Below are 18129 nucleotides of genomic sequence, written 5' to 3'. Positions count from 1 at the left end.
CCGCAGCCGAATGCGAAGCATTCGTGTGCGGCGAGCGTCGCGATAGCGAGATAAAACTCGCGCAGCGTGTTTTATCTCGTTTGCTGCCGGCAGATGTCATCCGCCGGCTGTGCTTCTGGAAAATACAGTGTCCGGCCGCTTTGGAGAGACGGCCGGCAGCTGGCTTCAGTCGACGGTGTTGCAGGAGAACTTATGCTTCTCCGGGATTTCGCGGTCGGAATATCCGGCTTCGGTCTGGCCGAGAATAATGGAACCGGTGGGAGTGAAGCCTTCCGGCAGGTTCAGCTTCGCGACGATCGCCGGATCCTGGGAGAGTGCGTAGGTGGCACCGTAGATATCGCAGTGACCAACGCCCTCCTCTACAGCGGCAAGGGACATGTTCTCGATAATCATGGCTACGTTGGCACTTGCCACATTGCCCTGATCGCTGGAGGAAACGACGATCAGCATCGGTGCGCCGTAGAGCGGGTGCATGGACGGATTCCCGAAGAATTTTGCGCCCGCCTTGTCGATGGCGTCCAGAAGCTCTTTGTTTGTCACGATGGTGAGGTGGATGCTGTCATATTTCCCCATTCCGATTGGTGATTCATACGCAGCTGTAAGTATAGATGCAAGCTGAGCGTCGGTAATGGGTTTTCCGTTATAGGAGCGGATTGATTTTCTGTTGTTCATTGCCTTCTTCAATTCCATGATGGTAACCTCCTTGTTTTACACAGTATACACAGAATGTGTCTCGGTATGCCGGAGTTAAGCCAGCATGACCGTTTGCTGCGATATGGTCTGGATACATATAACCGCTATGATCTGGATACGTATAACCACTGCTATTATAGCATAATGCAGAGATCATTACGATAAGGGGTTCTGCGGATAGTCTGGGGATTCTGCGGATATTCTTGGGGGTCTGCGGATAGTCTGGGGATCCTGCGGATATTCTGGGGTCTGCGGATAGTCTGGGGGTTCTCTGAATAGTCTTGGGAAGACGAAGAGATGTCTGACATTGGCGGGGAAACAGCGAATCAAAGTGGAGGTTGAGCATATGAAACGAAAAACAGCTTTATCGATTGCGGGAAGTGACTGCAGCGGGGGTGCCGGCATTCAGGCGGATCTGAAGACGATGACGATAAACGGTGTCTATGCCATGAGTGTGATAACGGCGATGACGGCACAGAATACCACCGGGGTGAGAGCGGTTCAAGAGGCAGTTCCTGAATTCCTGAAAGAACAGATTGATGCGGTTTTTGAAGATATCTTTCCGGATGCCGTGAAGATCGGAATGGTTCCGTCGGCCGCGCTGCTGCATGTCATCAGTGACAGGCTCCGGTATTACGGGGCGCGAAATGTGGTCGTAGATCCGGTCATGGCAGCAAGCACCGGGTCTCTTCTGGCGAACGAGAATTCGGTAAAGGCAATGACAGAGGAATTGCTTCCCGTTTCTTCCCTTGTCACGCCGAATATTCCGGAGGCACAGATCCTGTCGGGCATTTCCATTGAAAACAGGGAAGATATGGTCCGTGCCGGGAGGAAGATCAACAGCCGCTATCATTGCTCTGTGCTGGTGAAGGGAGGACATATCGCGGGGAACGCGGATGACCTTCTGATTGATCAGGGTGAGATTTACTGGTTCAGCGGAAAACGGATTGAAAATCCGAACAGCCATGGAACCGGCTGCACGCTGTCGAGCGCGATCGCATCAAATCTTGCAAAAGGCAGCACGATGTATGACGCGGTGCAGAAGGCGAAGGACTATCTGACGGGCGCGCTTTCTGCCATGCTTGATCTTGGAAAGGGAAGCGGCCCTCTGGATCACGCATTCTGTCTGAAAAAAACGTCATTTTTTCCATAAAAAGGCAGAAATAATCTTGACATGAGGAGTCTGATTCGATACGTTTGTATTATAAATTACGTGTTGTATCCGGCTATAAATTACATGTTGTATCCGTCCCTGATAGGTTACGGAATTTATCCCGTTCATACCTGGTAGAGGGATGAGTGTGAAGCCGTGTGAAACACGGCGAAAACGTGAATATGCGCGGGCAGTGAGCCACATCCGCTCACACAAGGTGTGAAGCAATGAGGCAAACGCCGCGACAGACCGACGAAGCCGGTCACATGTAGGATTGCAGGAACGCAAAGCACGGAGCAATCCGTAGCTGATACAGTCTGTGGCGCCCCGCTTGTGGGGCATGGGGGTTTACTATGCAGGATTATGATGAGGCAGTGTTGAAATGCTTTCTTGAAAATCAGGACAGATTATTCCCGGAACCGGTAGCTTCTTCAGAGGAAGAGGCGGAGTACTTCCTGGAGGATGTCTGCGCGGTTGTTGTAGATTCCAGGGATGAGGTTCGCCAGTATTTTGAGGAGGAGGGCATTGATCTTGAGGGAGATCCGCTCGAAGAGGCGGAGGTCTTCAATATCGGTGACGGCAGATTCCTGATTGTAGAAGGATGAGAGTTTAAGAATACCGGAGAAATACGAACTTAAGAAAATCTAAGAGATGCGAACGTATGAATATCGAGGAGATATGAACTTAAGTATATCCGGGAATCGTAACAAACAGAAGATGATATGCAGCAGACAGTCCTGTCCGACGGTTTATTATACCGCGATGGGAATGTCTTTTTTGTGCCTTTATGGATCAGGAGGTAAGCCATGCAGAGGAACAGGAAAGAAAAAAAGTCCGGAAAGAGAAAAAAGGATCACCTGACCCGCGCGCAGCAGCTGCGGCGGCTGAGTCTCTTGTTCCTCCCAGTTGGAATTGGCCTTGGCATCGCGGGAGCATTTGCGGGAATCATGGCGGGAAGGCTGATCTATGTGCTTGCTTTTACAGCCCCGGCAGTCTCCTTTCTGGTGATGGGGATCTTCTTCCGCGAGTTTCCGGTCGGTGAGGATATGCCGGACAGAGATGGAAGCGGAGAAAAAGAGGAAGGAAAGATAGAATGAGAATAACTGCCATAAAAAGAGGAAGAGAAGACAAAATGAGGATAACTGAGACAAAGAGGAAGGAAAGACAACAGAATGAGGGTTAGTGACACAAAGAAAAAACTGGATCTGACATCGGTTCCGGCAATTATCCTCCTGGCATTTATCAGCTGCTTTTTGTGGGGAAGTGCTTTTCCGTGTATAAAAATCGGCTACCGGATGTTTGACATTGCCGCCTCGGACACCGCGGGGCAGATTTTTTTTGCCGGAGTACGGTTTGCCATTGCGGGGCTGATGGTTCTCCTGACCGGAAGCCTGCAGCAGAAGAAACCGCTGCGTCCGAAAAAGGAGATGATCGTGCCGGTGATGGGCCTCTCTCTGATGCAGACCATCGGCCAGTATTTCTTCTTTTACATCGGACTCGCCCATTCAACGGGAGTGAGTTCGTCTATCATTGAGGGGGCGAATACCTTCTTTACGATCCTGATTGCCGCGCTGATTTTCCGGACGGAGCATCTCACCTGGAATAAGATACTGGGATGTGTGGCTGGGTTCGCAGGGGTTCTGCTGATTCAGCTTCCGTCCGGAGGCGGAGCGAGGCTGGGCTTTACCTTCGCCGGAGAAGGCTTCATTCTGATTTCAACCATCCTGGCCGCGTTTTCTTCTTCCTATATTAAAAGATGTGCCCGGAGAGAAAATCCGGTTACGATGTCGGGCTATCAGTTCCTTTTTGGCGGCGTTGTACTTGCGGCTGGCGGATTTTTTGCGGGAGGCAGACTGAGGGTTCATCCGGCGGGGATTCTGCTGCTTCTGTATATGGCTTTTATATCTGCGGCTGCGTATACGATATGGAGCATGCTCCTTGCCGCTAATCCGGTTAGCCGGATCGCGGTCTTCGGCTTTTTCAACCCGGTCATCGGTGTCTTGCTGTCAGCGGTTCTTCTCGGAGAGTCGAATCAGGCATTCAGCCTCCGCGGGCTGCTGGCCCTTGTGCTGGTCAGCGTTGGAATCGTGGTTGTGAACCATGCGTTTTCCGGCGGAGATCAGGCGTGATGATATGGTTTATCAGATGCCACCGTACAGCCCCATGCGCTGGCAATGGGGAGATCAAGTATTCGGGCAATGCATCGGTTACATTACCAATCGTACTGCCCCCTGCGTTGGCAATGGGGATATCAGGCGATTCTTTGCTTAAAAAAATATAGAGCGGAGTTTATACTTTTTTATGAAGACGATCACAGATTGTACACATCTGTTCCGTATGATGAGACACAGATAGTTGATTAACCACTCACTATCTCCCCCTCATTTAAAGAAGCACCGGCAGGATTTTTCTGATGAAACGGAATTCCGCCGGTGCTTCTTTACGTATCGGACGCAATATGGTATTCTTTAGTTTGAGTTTTTGTGTCCTTCACATAAACCGGGATGCTCTGCAAGGACGCCACATATGGTGTAAGCTGCGGATTGCTTCGTGCCCCGCACTCCCGCAATCCTGCCGGTGTGAGATGAAAAGTGTTTTTTATTTACGCGAACAGTGAGCCGCAGCCGAATGCGAAGTATTCGTGTGCGGCGAGCGTCGCGATAGCGAGATAAAACTCGCGCAGCGTGTTTTATCTCGTTGCGGTAAATATCCGGAACATCACGCGGATATTGCTGGTTTAATATAAGGAGAGTGAAGAATGGAAAAGAATCTGAGACAGCTGCTGGCTGGACTGAAATATGAGGTGATTCAGGGCAGTGAAGACAGAGAAATTATGGGAGTCGCTTATGATTCCCGGAAGGTGGAGGAGAATTTCCTGTTTGTCTGCATCAAGGGCGCAGTATCTGACGGTCATAAGTATGCGTCGGTTGCTGCACAGAAGGGCGCGTGCGCGATTGTGGCGGAGGACGCAGTTGAAGTTCCGTCTTCTGTGACGGTGATTCGGGTCGAGAATTCCCGGTATGCACTGGCCTTGATTTCCGCGGAGTGGTTTGATCATCCGGCGAAGAAGCTGACGACGATCGGTATCACGGGAACGAAGGGGAAGACGACCACCAGTTACATGATTCAGTCGATTCTGAACGCGGCCGGCCACAAGTGCGGCCTGATCGGAACGATTGAGAGCATCACCGGAAAGCGTGTGATTCCTTCGGAGAATACGACACCGGAATCATATCTGATCAATGAGTATTTCTCGGAGATGGTTGAGTCCGGGTTTGACAGTGTGGTGATGGAAGTGTCGTCTCAGGCGCTGATGCTGGACCGTGTGGCGGGAATCTATTTTGACTTCGGTATTTTTACCAATATCGCGCCGGATCATATCGGCCCGAATGAGCACAAAAGCTTTGAGGACTACATGGAGTGCAAGAAAAAGCTTCTCCGGCAGTGCCGGATCGGTATCGTCAACCGTGATGACCGCCATTATGAGCAGATCGTCGAGGGCAATACCTGCGAGAAGCTGGAGACTTACGGATTTGACAGCAATGCCTCGCTCAGAGCCTCCAATGCCATGATGCTCAGCAAGAGAGGAAGACTGGGAATACGCTATGAGGCGAGCGGAATCGTCAATATTCCGGTGGAAATCGATATTCCCGGCAAGTTTTCCGTGTATAATTCTCTGGCGGCTATCGCCGTCTGCCATCATTTTGGCGTGACACCGGACGCAATCATGGACGCTCTGACCCATGCGAAAGTGAAGGGCAGGGTGGAGATGGTACATGTATCTGACAATTTTACCGTCATGATCGATTATGCGCATAATGCGATGGCGCTGGAAAGTCTGCTCTCGACATTGCGTGAATATCATCCGTCGAGACTGATCTGTCTGTTCGGATGCGGCGGTAACCGCGATCCCGAGAGAAGATTTTCCATGGGAGAGGTTTCCGGCAGAATGGCAGATCTGACGATTATTACGTCGGATAATCCGCGAAATGAGGAGCCGCAGGCGATCATCGACAATATCGTGACCGGTATCCGGAAGACAGATGGCCGGTACGTGACGATCATTGATCGCCGGGAGGCGATTGCATGGGCGATTCATCACGGAGAACCCGGAGATATCATCGTCCTTGCGGGTAAGGGCCATGAGGACTATCAGATCATCAAGGGGAAAAAATATCCCATGGACGAGCGCGTTATCATCCGGGAGATTCTGGACAGAGATGCGGAAACGCTGAAGGCAGGCGGAGAGATCAGGGACAGGGAGTATACCATTCATCAGGGCTGAGACGTTTGATCAAGGGGAGCAGCAGGTGAGTTTAGAGAAGGAAAGATATGCGGATGTGATCGTGGATGTCACACAGGCGAGCATGGATCGTTCCTACCAGTACCGGATTCCTCCGGAGCTTGAGAATAAGGTCCGGATCGGGTGCGTCGTGAGGATTCCCTTCGGAAACGGAAAACGGTCGGCGGAGGGATATGTGCTCAATATCGGAACTGAACCGAGAATTGCAAGGGACCGTATCAAGCCGATCCTTGAAGTGCCGGATAACCGGGTTACGATTGAGTCAAAGCTTATTGAGCTGGCGCTCTGGATGAAGACGACGTACGGCTCCAGTCTGAACAATGCCCTGAAGACGGTTCTTCCGGTGCGTGAGAAGGAAAAGCACGCGGTACGGGAAGAGGTTTCGCTGGTGTGGCCGGAGAAGAAGACGAGAGTTCTTCTGGAACAGTATACAAGACGCCATTACGCGGCAAAGGTCCGGCTGCTGACGGCGCTGCTGAAGACAAACGAGCTTGAGAAGAGCTATGTGACAGGAACGCTGAAGATCACTCCGGAGAGTCTGAGAAGCCTGGAACGTGAGGGCGTGATTTCCGTGAGAAGCGCGGATCTTACGAGAACTCCGGATGATCTGCAGGAACCGGAGGAGAAGGAAGAACCCTGTATTCTGACGGCGGAGCAGAGCCGGGTGTGCAGCGGTATTCTCAGAGAGTGGGAGGGAGCGAACCGCCCGTGTCTGATCCGGGGAGTGACCGGGAGCGGAAAGACCCTTGTCTATATGGATCTGATGGAGAAAGTGCTGAAAGAGGGAAGGCAGGTGATTCTGCTTATTCCGGAGATCGCGCTTTCCTGGCAGAATGTGAAGAGGTTTCGCAGCCGTTTCGGGAATGCCGTTACGATTCTGAATTCGAAGATGTCAAAAGGGGAACGGTATGACCAGTTCGAACGGTTGAAGAAGGGGGAGGCGCAGATCGTGATCGGTCCGCGGTCTGCCCTTTTTACTCCGTTCCCGGAGCTTGGCCTGATCATCATCGATGAAGAGCAGGAATCTTCTTACCGCAGTGAAAATGCGCCGAGGTATGACGCAAGAGAGACCGCGCTGGAGAGAGCGAGGATCGAGAACGCCCATGTGGTATTCGGATCCGCGACTCCTTCGGTTGATTCCGTCTTCCGGTGCAGAGAGGGCCGTTACGCCGGTTTTCTTCTGGAAAGCCGTTACGGAAATGCTGATCTGCCTGCGGTCCATGTGGAAGACATGAGAGAGGAACTTAGGCACGGAAACCGCTCCATACTGAGTGAAGCTCTCCGAAAGGCGATCAGTGAGCGACTTGCGAGGAAGGAACAGACGATCCTGTTCCTGAACCGGAGAGGATATTCCGGTTTTATTTCCTGCAGATCCTGCGGAGAGGTGATCAAATGTCCGCACTGCGATGTCTCTCTGACATTTCACACAAACGGCAAGCTGGTGTGCCATTATTGCGGCTATGAAATCGGCCAGGTGAGCCGGTGCCCTTCGTGCGGATCTCCGTATATCGGGGGCTTTCGGGCAGGAACAGAGAAGGTCGAGGCGGAGCTTCACCGTTTTTTCCCGGAGGCGGGTATCATTCGTATGGATGCGGATACCACAAGAAAAAAGGACGGCTATGCCAGAATACTGCGCTCCTTTGCCTCAGGCGAGGCGGATATTCTGGTCGGAACCCAGATGATCGTGAAAGGACATGATTTTCCAAGGGTTACTCTGGTGGGCGTTCTCGCAGCCGATCTCTCGCTGTTTGTCAGTGATTACAGAGCGGCGGAGCGGACGTACCAGCTTCTGGTACAGGCGGTGGGCCGCGCCGGAAGAGGCGATCTTCCGGGAGAGGCTTATATCCAGACCTACCATCCGGATCACTACAGCATTCGGGCAGCGGCGAAGCAGGACTACGATGCGTTCTATGACGAAGAAATGCTTGCGAGGGAGATGATGCATTATCCGCCGGCATGCAATCTTCTGGCGATTCACGGGTCCTGTGCGGACGAGCAGAGACTCGTTGTTGCGATGGGGCACCTTAAGAGGTATCTGATTCGCAATCAGAGCAGGGATACGGTGATTATCGGACCTGCTCCCGAGAATATCCGGAAGATACAGGATATTTACCGGCAGGTACTTTATGTAAAGGAACCGGATGAGGAGCGGATTATCCGGCTCAGAAGACTGGCGGAGAAGTTCATTGAAATCAATTCCGGGTTTAACCGGATGATGTTTCAGTATGATCTGAATGCGTAGGCGCAGGGCATCTGACCACGTTTTCCGGCAATCATGCGTTGACTGCGCACCGTCGGGAGGCAGGAGCCGGGCTGGCTTTTATGTATGAGCTGGCTGCCGGCGGGAAGCGGGAGCACAGCAGATTTATATATATGAAGGAGAAATAGATTATGGGTATCAGAAAGATCAGAGAAGAGGGAGATCCGATTCTCACAAAGAAATGCAGACCGGTTGAGAAGATGAATCTCAGGACAAAGATTCTGATTCAGGATATGTTTGAGACGATGTATCACGCGTACGGCGTCGGCCTTGCCGGCCCGCAGGTCGGGGTGCTGCGACGGCTGTGTGTCATCGACGTGGACGGTGAGCATCCCTACGTGTTCATTAACCCTGAGATCATCGAGCAGTCCGGTGAGCAGACCGGTGAGGAGGGCTGCCTGAGCATTCCCGGGATGTGCGCGCTCGTCACGAGACCCGAACATGTAAAGGTAAGGGCGCTCGACATCAATATGGAGCCGTTTGAGCTGGAGGCTGACGGTCTCCTTGCCCGCGCCTGCTGTCACGAGTTTGATCATCTTGACGGCATTATGTATCCGTCACGCGCGCTCGAGCCGATTCACCCGGTGGATCAGGGAGAGGATGAAGAGGATGAAGAGGAAGCACCGGAGGATGAGCTTTAATCCGGCTGCCGGTGGATTGAGAAATTGCAATCTGCGCTGTGTATGACGCAGACAGAAAGTGATGAGGTGATTTATGAGAGTTGTATTTATGGGCACGCCGGATTTTGCGGTCGGTACACTGAATGCGATCGCGGATGCGGGGTATGAGATTGCGGGTGTTGTCACCCAGACGGACAAGCCGGTGGGAAGGAAGCAGGAGCTGAAGCCTACCGCCGTCAAGGCAGCTGCTCTGAAGCGTGGATTGGCGGTGTTCCAGCCGCGGAAGCTGCGGAACAATCCGGAGTTTCTGGAGACGCTGAGGGAGCTTGCGCCGGATGTCATCGTGGTGGCAGCATACGGAAAGATTATTCCAAAGGAGATCCTGGAACTGCCGAAATACGGATGTTTGAATGTACACGCGTCTCTGCTTCCTAAATATCGTGGAGCGGCGCCGATTCAGTGGGCGGTCATCGACGGCGAAGAAAAGTCCGGAGTAACGATTATGCAGATGAACGAGGGACTGGATACCGGTGACATGCTGGCGTCGGTCGAGGTGGCGATCTCGAAAGAGGAGACCGGCGGCTCGCTGTTTGACAAACTCGCGAAGGCGGGGGCGGAGCTTTTGGTGGAAACGCTGCCAAAGGTGGAGAAGGGCGAGCTTCATCCGGTGAAACAGCCGGCGGAAAGCCCGACCGCATACGCGCGTATGATCAGCAAGGAGGATGGAAGAATTGACTGGTCGCTTCCGGCCAGGAAGCTGGAATGTTTCATCAGAGGAATGAATCCCTGGCCAGCCGCATACACCTCCCTGCAGGGGAAAGGACTGAAGATCTGGAAGAGTCAGGTTGAAACGGGAGAATCCGGGGAAAAGCCCGGCACGGTACTTGCCGCGGATGAGAGCGGCCTGCTCGTTCAGACCGGTGAAAATGCACTGCGGATCACGGAACTTCAGCTGGAAGGAAAGAAGCGCATGAAAGCTTCGGATTTTCTGCGCGGACACAGTGTGAAGACGGGGACCGTTCTCGGGGAATAACAGGGTGTTATACCGGGTATAATACAGAGACAGATTTTCCCGGGGAATAACCGGGTTTTATACAGATACAGATGGTTCCCGGAAAATTGCCGGGATTCCTATTAACGAGAGGATTCCCGGAAGACAGCCGGGATTCATTCGCATCAAGAGAGGAGGCTCTCCTATGTACTACGGCGGATACGGATTGTATTTTGACTGGACTTATATTCTTGTCATTCTTGCGTTTGTACTCTCGCTGATTGTTCAGACGACCATGCAAAGCACGTTCCGGAAATACAGCAGGGTTCGAAGCTCATATGGCATGACAGGGGCGGAAGTGGCGCAGAGAATTCTTGAAAGCGAGGGTATTTACGGAGTTCAGGTGCGCCGCGTCAGAGGAAGTCTGACGGATCATTATGATCCGAGGTCGAAGACGGTGAATCTGTCGGAATCGATTTATGGAAGTACATCGGTAGCGGCGCTTGGCGTCGCCGCACATGAATGCGGTCATGCGATTCAGGATGCGAAAGACTATGCGCCGCTGCGTATTCGTTCGGCACTAGTTCCGGCTGCTGATTTCGGCTCGCGTTTTTCGTGGATCCTGTTCTTCATCGGCCTTGTATTCCAGTCCGGTATTCTGACGGAGATTGGCATCCTTTTGTTCTGCCTCGCACTGCTGTTCCAGCTTGTGACGCTTCCGGTAGAATTCAACGCGTCTCACCGGGCTATGCAGAAGCTGAAAACGATGGGAATGGAAGAGGGACGGGAACTCTCCGATACGAGAAAGGTTCTCATCGCGGCTGCGATGACCTATGTTGCCGCAGTATGCGCGTCCCTTTTGTATCTGCTGAGGATGATCATTTTGTCAGGAGGAAGCCGTAGACGTGATTGAGAGAATCAATATCAGAGAACTGGCGCTTGAGACTCTGCTCGCCATCCGGGAGGATGGCCGGCAGAGCCATTTCGTCATCCGGGACGTTCTGCAGCGCTACGGGTGGCTGTCGGATCAGGAGCGTGCCTTTTATCTTCGTCTGACGGAGGGAACGCTGGAATATCAGATCCGTCTTGATTATATTCTGAATCTCTTTTCAAAAACAAAGACAGAGCACATGAAGCCGGTGATCCGGGAGATCCTGCGGATGGGCGTGTATCAGCTGCAGTTCATGGATTCGGTGCCGGATTCCGCTGCGGTAAACGAGAGTGTACGTCTTGCGGGAAGAAAGGGATTTTCCGGTCTGAAGGGATTCGTGAACGGGGTGCTGCGGAATATTTCGAGGCATCCGGAGAGGATCGTTTATCCCCCGATGGAAGAGCCGGTCCGGTGTCTGTCGGTCCGGTATTCGATGCCGGAGCTGCTGGTGTCAGACTGGATCAATGCGTTCGGCATTGAAAAAACGGAGGACATCTGCCGCGGATTTCTTGAGCAGAACGAGGTAACCATCCGTGTCCGGAAACGGAAGGAAGACGGATTATATGCCGGGGCAGAAGATGTCGTGAGAGAACTGAAGACAGAGGGGGTGGAGCTGGAGAAGGCTCCTTATGTGCCGGATGCCTGGTATCTCAAGAATGCGGGAAATCCCGCGGAGCTTTTACCATTTGAAGATGGCGGGTTTCTCATGCAGGATGTGAGCTCACAGCTTGCGGTCCGCTGCGCGGGGATCCGTCCGGGGGATCTGGTTTTCGATCTCTGTGCAGCTCCGGGAGGGAAAAGCCTGCTCGCGGCTGATCTGATGGAAGGCACGGGGAAGGTGATCTCCGGTGATCTCACGGAAGCGAAGGCAGCTCTCATACGGGAGAATGTGGATCGCTGTCAGGTGAAAAATATTGAAATAGAGGTGCAGGATGCCTCCGTTCCACTTCCGGAGCGCTTCGGGACAGCCGATGTGGTCATCGCGGATGTGCCCTGCTCCGGCTACGGTGTCATCGGCAAGAAACCGGATATCAAATACCGTGCTTCTCATAAGAAGGAAATGGAGCTCGCTGCTCTTCAGAGAAAAATTCTGACAAACGCTGTGTCGTATGTGCGTCCGGGAGGAATTCTGCTGTTCAGCACCTGCACCATCGCCAGGACCGAGAACGAGGACAATGTAAGATGGCTTCTGGACAGATTCCCGCTGGAGAGCGTCGGACTTACGGATATTCTGCCGGACGAGCTGCTCGCAGACGAGAGCTTGAGAAAAACCGCAGAAAGGGGCTTTGTGCAGCTGCTTCCGGGCATTCATCACTGCGATGGATTCTTCTTCGCGAGGTTCCGCAAACTGGAGGGAAGCCGGAAGCAGGAGAAGAAGCAGAACGCTGCGGATGCCGCAAACGAAGCAGGCGCCGGGAAGACAGCTGCGGCCGGCGGAGAAGAAACCGGCCGGGAGAGTTGTTCGGCCGGCGGAGAGACAAGGGTCGGGAGGATTTAAATGATCAGCAGTGAGGAAAAATTGCAGGGCGTGACAGATATTAAATCAATGCTTCCTGGGGAACTGGAGGAGTGCATGCAGAGCCTCGGGGAGAAAAAGTTCCGGGCGGCGCAGCTTTTTTCCTGGATGCATCAGAAGCGGGTGGAGAGCTATGACGAGATGACCAGCCTTTCTCTGAAGCTCCGTGAGAAACTGGGACAGGAGTATCCGCTGACGAGACTGAGAGCGGTCCGGGAGCAGGTTTCGGCGATTGACGGAACGAGAAAGTATCTGTTTGCATTAAATGACGGGAATGTGATCGAGAGCGTCTGGATGAAATATCATCACGGAAATTCCGTCTGCATTTCTTCCCAGGTTGGATGCAGGATGGGATGCCGTTTCTGCGCATCCACCCTGGACGGTCTGGTGCGTTCGCTTACCGCGTCGGAGATGCTTGAGCAAGTCTATCAGATCCAGAGGATTACCGGGGAAAGGGTTTCCAATGTCGTCATTATGGGAAGCGGAGAGCCCATGGAGAATTACGACAGCGTGGTTCGCTTTGTACGTCTCGCAAGCGCAGAGGAGGGGCTGAATATCAGCCAGCGGAATATCACGGTGTCGACCTGCGGAATTGTTCCGAGAATCCGTCAGCTGGCGAAAGAGGATCTTCAGATTACCCTCGCGATTTCCCTTCATGCTCCGAACGATGAGAAGAGAAGGAAGCTGATGCCGGTCGCGAACAAGTACAGCATCCGGGAGCTGATGGACGCATGCCGTTATTATTTTGCGGAAACAGGACGCAGGCTGACGTTTGAGTACGCGCTTGCGAAGGGACAGAACGATTCGGAGGAGGATGCCGCTGAGCTGGCAGGCTTGCTCCAGGGGCTCAATTGTCATGTGAATCTCATCCCGGTCAACCCGGTAAAAGAGCGCCATTTCGCCCGTTCCGGCCGTCAGGCGGTTCTGAATTTTCAAAATAAACTTGAAAATTACGGGATTAATGTTACTATAAGAAGGGAAATGGGCGCTGATATCGACGGTGCCTGTGGACAATTGCGCAAAAGTTATATTGACAGTAACCAGGAGAATTAGGCATGAGGGTATTTTCTGCAACCGATATCGGCCAGAAAAGACATATGAATCAGGATTTTATCTTTACTTCAGAGGAGTCGGTGGGCAATCTGCCGAATCTTTTTGTGGTTGCGGATGGAATGGGCGGACATAATGCCGGCGACTTTGCATCACGATATGGGGTGTCGGTACTGGTCGAGACCGTTCGCAAGGATAAGAATTTCAATCCGGTAAAGGTCATGAGGAATGCGATCGAGGCGGCAAACCGTGAGGTTTTTTCTCAGTCCAGAAATGATCCGTCTATGGCTGGCATGGGAACGACAATGGTGGTATGCACCGTGGTCGGCGGATATGCGTACATCGCAAATGTCGGAGACTCCAGGCTATATCTGGCGGGAAGCGATTCCATGACACAGATCACGCAGGACCATTCTCTGATTGCTGAAATGGTTCGCCTTGGAGAACTGACACCGGAGGAGGGCAGAAATCATCCGGACAAGAATATAATTACAAGAGCGGTCGGAACAAATGAGGATGTCAAGATTGACTTCTTCGATGTAAAACTGGATACGGGGGACCAGATCCTGATGTGTTCGGATGGCTTATCCAATATGGTCGAGGATCAGAGAATCTTCGAAATTTTGAAGGGTGAAGATACAGAAGCAGATAAGGCGCAGGTTCTGGTTGATGAGGCTAACGCGAACGGCGGACGGGATAACATCGCTGTCATTGTGGTAGAGGCATGAACAGAGCAAACGAGGTGAGAGTGTTATGTTAAAAGAGGGAGTTATACTGGGCGAACGCTATGAGATCATGTCCAGAATCGGATATGGCGGTATGGCGGATGTTTATAAAGCTCAGGACAGAAAACTGAATCGTCTCGTCGCGGTCAAAGTCATGAAGGCGGAGTTCCGTGAGGACAGCAGTTTTGTAGCGAAATTCCAGAAGGAGGCTCAGGCGGCTGCCAAGCTTTCCCATCCGAATGTTGTAAATGTATATGATGTCGGTGAGGACAGGGGCCTTCAGTATATTGTCATGGAGCTGATCGAGGGGATCACGCTCAAGAATTACATCGCAAAGAAGGGAAAACTGAGCGTAAAGGAAGCAACCAGTATCGCGATTCAGGTTTCTCTGGGTCTGGAGGCTGCCCATAATGTGGGAATCGTCCACAGGGATGTCAAGCCCCAGAATATCATGATTTCAACCGACGGAAAGGTGAAGCTCTCCGATTTCGGTATTGCCAAGGCCATCAATTCGAATACCATTACGGCCAATGTGATGGGATCGGTGCATTACAGCTCTCCAGAGCAGGTTCGGGGAGGTTACTCTGACGCCAAGAGCGATATCTATTCACTTGGCATCACGATGTATGAGATGGTAACCGGAAGGGTTCCGTTTGACGGCGATACGACGGTTGCGATTGCGATCAAGCATCTGCAGGAGGAGATTGTTCCGCCGTCAATATACACGCCGGATCTTCCGTATTCCCTGGAGCAGATCATTCTGAAGTGTACACAGAAGAATCCGGAGCGCCGCTATCAGAATGTCGGTGAGCTGATCGATGACCTGAAGCGTTCGCTGATCGACCCTCAGGGCAATTTTGTTCAGATTGCGCCTCTGGCTTCTCACGCGGCAACCGTGAAGATGACCGACCATGAAATGAATGAGATACGGCGCGGCATGAACAATGGAACGCTTCGCGGCGATGACGACGATGATGACGACGACAGATATGAGCGCCGCAAGAAATACCTGGATCATTATAACGATGATGACGATGATGACGATGAGGAGGATGCCGGAAGCACGAAGCTGGAGAAGGCAATCACGATCGGCGGATTTATCGTCGGCGCGATCATTATCGTGATTCTGATTCTTGTCATCGGCAATATGGCAGGGGTATTCCATTTCGGAGGATCTTCCTCCAAGAGCAGCAGTTCCGCGGCGGCAACCTCAGCGAGTACGTCAGAGGAGAGCTCCTCTTCGTCCTCGGATTCTCAGGTGGAGGTTCCGAAGCTTCTCGGTATGACACTGGAGGAGGCACAGCAGGCGACAAACAAGCTTGGAATCGGTGTGAGTGAGACCGATGAGCAGACATCGGAGGATTACTCCGAGGGTCAGATCATGGCCCAGTCGATTGAGGCGGGTACGAAGGTTGATCCCGGAACAACAATTAATGTTACGGTCAGCACAGGAAAGGCGGATGTCACGGTGCCCAGCGGTATTACCGGAGCTACGCAGCAGCAGGCGACGGATCTGCTGACGGGAGTGGGCCTTCAGGTAGAGGTTTCTCTGGACTACAGCGATTCCGTTGATGTGGGTTATGTCATCTCATGTGATCCCGCAGAGGGAACCAGCGTCGCTGCAGGAAGCACGGTGACACTGACCGTCAGCAAGGGAGAGGATGACTCGAACAAGGTGCAGGTTCCTTCTGTTGTCGGATGGTCAAAGGAAGATGCGGAATCTACCCTGGATTCCATGGGGCTTTCTTACAAGGAAAAGGAATCTGAGGATAAGACACAGGCGGACGGTGTTGTTCTTGCCGTGAGCCCGGATGTCGGCACATCTGTGGACGCAGGATCGAGTGTGACACTGACGATCAATAAGCTGAGCAGCACCAGCAGCACTTCCGCGAAGAAGTATGTGTGCTACAGCCCGCTGTCCCAGCCGTCCGGATACAATGGCGGAACCGTTAAGCTCGAGCTGGTACAGGGCGACCAGACCACAACAATTTACGAGGGCTCGGACCCATGGAATGGCGGAACGTACAGTACTCCGATCGAGAGCACTTCCGGTGAGACCGGTGTGATCAATGTATATGAGGATGGTACGCTGATCGCGAAGTATCCGAATGTAACCTTCCAGGAGGAGAGCTGACAGACAGGAAAAAGATACAGGCTGATGCGCTGACCGGGAGAGATCCCGGGCGGTGTACAGCCTTTTTCTGTTTCCGGTAATCAGAGAATCGGCAGGATGTGAGGAATGACAGGGAGAATCATTAAAGGAATCGCCGGTTTCTATTATGTAGAAACCGAAAAAGGCGAATACGAATGCAAGGCGAAGGGAATATTTCGAAAAGAGAAGATGAAGCCGCTGGTCGGGGACCGGGTGGAGATCGAGGTGCTTGATGAGACGAAGCGGACGGCAAATGTAGTGAGGATCCTTCCGCGTAAGAATTCGCTGATCCGTCCGGCGGTGGCGGGTGTGGACCAGGCTCTGGTTTTTTTTGCGCTGAAAAGTCCGGATCCGGAATCCGGGCTGTTGGACCGGTTTCTGATCTCGATGGAGAGGCAGCATATTCCGGTACTCATCTGCTTCAACAAGAAGGACATTGCGGACAGCAGGGAAGCGTCTCACTGGCGGGATATCTATGTGTCCTGCGGGTATGAGGTCCTTCTGATCAGCGCGGAGAGGCAGGAGGGGACGGAGGAGGTGATCCGCCGTCTGAAGGGGAGGACGACCGTTGTGGCAGGCCCCTCAGGAGCCGGAAAATCAACGCTCACCAATCTTATGCAGAGTGAGGTCCATATGGAGACCGGGGAGCTCAGCCGGAAGCTCGGAAGAGGAAAAAATACCACCCGGCATTCGCAGCTCATTGCTCTGGGGGAGGACACCTACTTCTGTGACACACCCGGATTTACCTCGCTGGATCTTCCGGAGATGGAACCGGAGGAGCTTCAGAAGTATTTCCCGGAATTTGCACAATATGAGCCGAACTGCCGTTTTCAGGGATGCTCTCATATACGTGAGCCGGACTGCGGTGTCCGGGAAGCGGTGGAGAATGGAAAAATTTTTCAGGAGAGATATGACAATTACTGCAGGTTTTATGAAGAACTGCGTGAGATGAAGAAAAGGAGATACTGACATGACTAGAATTTACCGACTTAGCCCCTCTATTTTATCTGCGGATTTTTCAAAACTCGGCGAACAGGTACGCATCCTGGAAGACGCCGGAGCACCATGGCTTCACATTGACGTGATGGACGGTCAGTTTGTGCCGCCGGTTTCCTTCGGTGATGTCGTGATCCGTTCGGTCCGGCCTGTTTCGAAAATGTTCTTTGATGTTCACATGATGGTGACCGAGCCGGACCGGTTCGTGGACGATTACGCGAAGGCGGGCGCGGATATGTTTACCGTTCACGCAGAGGCCTGTGCGCACCTGGACCGGACGCTTCAGCATATCCATGAGAGCGGAATGAAGGCCGGGGTTGCTCTGAATCCGGCGACACCGCTGCAGGTGCTTGATTATGTGCTGGATAAGGTGGATATGGTTCTGATCATGACCGTGAATCCGGGATACGGCGGACAGAAATATATACCGTCAATGACGGCGAAGATTCGTGATCTGCGGCGGAAGCTGGATGAGGCCGGGTATCAGGATCTTCCCATTGAGGTTGACGGCGGCATCAATGCTTCCACGATTGATACCGTTCTGGACGCCGGCGCGTCTGTGATTGTGGCCGGATCGGCTGTTTTCCGCGGCGATATCGCGAAAAATGCATCCGATCTGATGAAACGGATTCATGAGAAGGAGATATCAGGCAGCTGAGTCACGGACTGAAACACGCACCGGACGCCGGAGAAGGCTTGCGGGTATAAATTTTTAAGGTAAGAAGCCGGAATAATCCTG

Annotated in this window: 16 protein-coding genes; 15 read left to right on the top strand and 1 reads right to left on the bottom strand. The window is 52.7% G+C overall.

Annotated elements, in window-relative coordinates:
* Positions 1-165: 165 nt before the first annotated feature.
* Positions 166-690: a nitroreductase family protein gene (locus ACTQZS_RS04125; protein ID WP_441474716.1), complete on the bottom strand. Its 525-nt coding sequence runs from the start codon at positions 688-690 to the stop codon at positions 166-168.
* A 349-nt stretch (positions 691-1039) separates the two neighbouring features.
* On the opposite strand from ACTQZS_RS04125, the gene thiD reads away from it, so the two are divergent.
* The 15 genes from thiD (at position 1040) to rpe (ending at position 18048) form a co-directional block, all read left to right on the top strand.
* A complete protein-coding gene (gene thiD, locus ACTQZS_RS04120) occupies positions 1040-1846 on the top strand; it encodes a bifunctional hydroxymethylpyrimidine kinase/phosphomethylpyrimidine kinase (RefSeq protein WP_441474715.1) in 807 nt (268 codons plus the stop codon).
* A gap of 353 nt (positions 1847-2199) precedes the next feature.
* Positions 2200-2451, top strand: coding sequence for a glyoxalase (locus tag ACTQZS_RS04115; RefSeq protein ID WP_441100963.1), 252 nt, complete (start codon positions 2200-2202; stop codon positions 2449-2451).
* Positions 2452-2652: 201 nt separating this feature from the next.
* The gene (locus ACTQZS_RS04110; RefSeq protein ID WP_441474714.1) at positions 2653-2943 is read left to right on the top strand and encodes a hypothetical protein; all 291 of its coding nucleotides are present in this window, start codon (positions 2653-2655) and stop codon (positions 2941-2943) included.
* Positions 2944-3018: 75 nt separating this feature from the next.
* Positions 3019-3975, top strand: a complete 957-nt coding sequence (locus tag ACTQZS_RS04105) for a DMT family transporter (protein ID WP_441474713.1) — start codon at positions 3019-3021, stop codon at positions 3973-3975.
* A 629-nt stretch (positions 3976-4604) separates the two neighbouring features.
* Positions 4605-6131: a UDP-N-acetylmuramoyl-L-alanyl-D-glutamate--2,6-diaminopimelate ligase gene (locus ACTQZS_RS04100; RefSeq protein ID WP_441474712.1), complete on the top strand. Its 1527-nt coding sequence runs from the start codon at positions 4605-4607 to the stop codon at positions 6129-6131.
* Between the two features lie 25 nt (positions 6132-6156).
* Complete coding sequence (gene priA / locus ACTQZS_RS04095; protein ID WP_441474711.1) at positions 6157-8391, top strand: replication restart helicase PriA; 2235 nt, start codon at positions 6157-6159, stop codon at positions 8389-8391.
* 149 nt (positions 8392-8540) lie between these two features.
* Positions 8541-9050, top strand: a complete 510-nt coding sequence (gene def, locus ACTQZS_RS04090; RefSeq protein WP_441100956.1) for a peptide deformylase — start codon at positions 8541-8543, stop codon at positions 9048-9050.
* Positions 9051-9123: 73 nt separating this feature from the next.
* Entirely contained in the window at positions 9124-10062 is a 939-nt protein-coding gene (gene fmt, locus ACTQZS_RS04085) for a methionyl-tRNA formyltransferase (RefSeq protein WP_441474710.1), read from the top strand.
* A 163-nt stretch (positions 10063-10225) separates the two neighbouring features.
* Positions 10226-10933 carry a zinc metallopeptidase gene (locus tag ACTQZS_RS04080; protein ID WP_441100954.1) on the top strand — a complete coding sequence of 236 codons (708 nt, stop codon included), beginning with the start codon at positions 10226-10228 and terminating at the stop codon, positions 10931-10933.
* On the top strand, positions 10926-12449 hold the full coding sequence (gene rsmB / locus ACTQZS_RS04075) for a 16S rRNA (cytosine(967)-C(5))-methyltransferase RsmB (protein WP_441474709.1): 1524 nt from the start codon (positions 10926-10928) through the stop codon (positions 12447-12449). The genes ACTQZS_RS04080 and rsmB overlap by 8 nt, the downstream gene beginning before the upstream one ends.
* Positions 12450-13520 (top strand): 23S rRNA (adenine(2503)-C(2))-methyltransferase RlmN, encoded by a 1071-nt coding sequence (rlmN, locus tag ACTQZS_RS04070; protein WP_441474708.1) that lies wholly within the window; start codon positions 12450-12452, stop codon positions 13518-13520.
* Positions 13521-13522: 2 nt separating this feature from the next.
* Positions 13523-14245: a Stp1/IreP family PP2C-type Ser/Thr phosphatase gene (locus tag ACTQZS_RS04065; RefSeq protein WP_441474707.1), complete on the top strand. Its 723-nt coding sequence runs from the start codon at positions 13523-13525 to the stop codon at positions 14243-14245.
* Positions 14246-14270: 25 nt separating this feature from the next.
* Complete coding sequence (gene pknB, locus ACTQZS_RS04060) at positions 14271-16376, top strand: Stk1 family PASTA domain-containing Ser/Thr kinase (protein ID WP_441474706.1); 2106 nt, start codon at positions 14271-14273, stop codon at positions 16374-16376.
* A gap of 105 nt (positions 16377-16481) precedes the next feature.
* Positions 16482-17363 (top strand): ribosome small subunit-dependent GTPase A, encoded by an 882-nt coding sequence (gene rsgA, locus ACTQZS_RS04055; protein ID WP_441474705.1) that lies wholly within the window; start codon positions 16482-16484, stop codon positions 17361-17363.
* 1 nt (position 17364) lies between these two features.
* Positions 17365-18048, top strand: coding sequence for a ribulose-phosphate 3-epimerase (rpe, locus tag ACTQZS_RS04050; RefSeq protein ID WP_441474704.1), 684 nt, complete (start codon positions 17365-17367; stop codon positions 18046-18048).
* Positions 18049-18129 lie beyond the last annotated feature (81 nt).

The organism is Bilifractor sp. LCP19S3_H10 (genome assembly GCF_052119185.1).
Lineage (GTDB): Bacteria > Bacillota > Clostridia > Lachnospirales > Lachnospiraceae > Bilifractor.
The sequence above is the reverse complement of the archived record's forward strand: the minus strand, read 5'-3'. Positions and strand labels throughout refer to the sequence as shown.